This window comes from Staphylococcus sp. EG-SA-2 (assembly GCF_017152085.1).
This window is the reverse complement of sequence record NZ_JACYHC010001006.1, coordinates 1-828: the sequence shown is the minus strand read 5'-3', so window position 1 is coordinate 828 and position 828 is coordinate 1. Positions and strand designations below refer to the sequence as shown.

The 828-nt window shown below is 30.0% G+C and carries 1 protein-coding gene; it reads left to right on the top strand.

Annotated features, from left to right (window positions below; translation table 11 throughout):
- Window positions 1–662 (top strand): nisin susceptibility-associated two-component system sensor histidine kinase NsaS (nsaS, locus tag IDG60_RS17235; protein ID WP_206160978.1); only part of this gene is annotated, 662 nt, incomplete at its 5' end.
- Window positions 663–828 lie beyond the last annotated feature (166 nt).

Here is an 828-nt window from a genome sequence, read left to right as displayed (position 1 = left end):
AGCTTAAAAATGAACAAATTGAATATAAAAATGATGTAGAGAGCTACTTTTTAACATGGGTACATCAAATGAAAACACCCATTACTGCAGCACAACTGTTACTTGAAAGAGATGAGCCTAATGTTGTTAATCGTGTTCGTCAAGAGGTTATTCAAATTGATAACTATACAAGTTTAGCACTTAGTTATTTAAAGTTATTAAATGAAACTTCTGATATTTCTGTCACTAAAATTTCGATTAATAATATCATTCGCCCAATTATTATGAAATATTCAATACAGTTTATTGATCAAAAAACAAAAATCCATTATGAACCTTGTCATCACGAAGTATTAACTGACGTTAGATGGACCTCTTTAATGATAGAACAATTAATAAATAATGCACTTAAGTATGCGAGAGGTAAAGATATATGGATTGAATTTGATGAGCAATCCAATCAATTACACGTAAAAGATAATGGTATCGGTATTAGTGAAGCGGACTTGCCTAAAATATTTGATAAGGGCTATTCAGGTTATAATGGCCAGCGCCAAAGTAACTCAAGTGGGATTGGTTTATTTATCGTAAAACAAATTTCAACACACACAAACCATCCTGTTTCAGTCGTATCTAAACAAAATGAGGGTACAACATTTACGATTCAATTTCCAGATGAATAAAAACTTTCAATATTGTAAGTATACTAGTAACATTTTTTTACTAATTTAAATGTTATTAGTATTTTTTTGTTTTAATATAGAACTAACAAAGAAATGAGGTGCATGCCATGTTGCTAGAAGTGAAACATGTAAAAAAGGTTTATGGTAAAGGTTTGAATGCTACGAC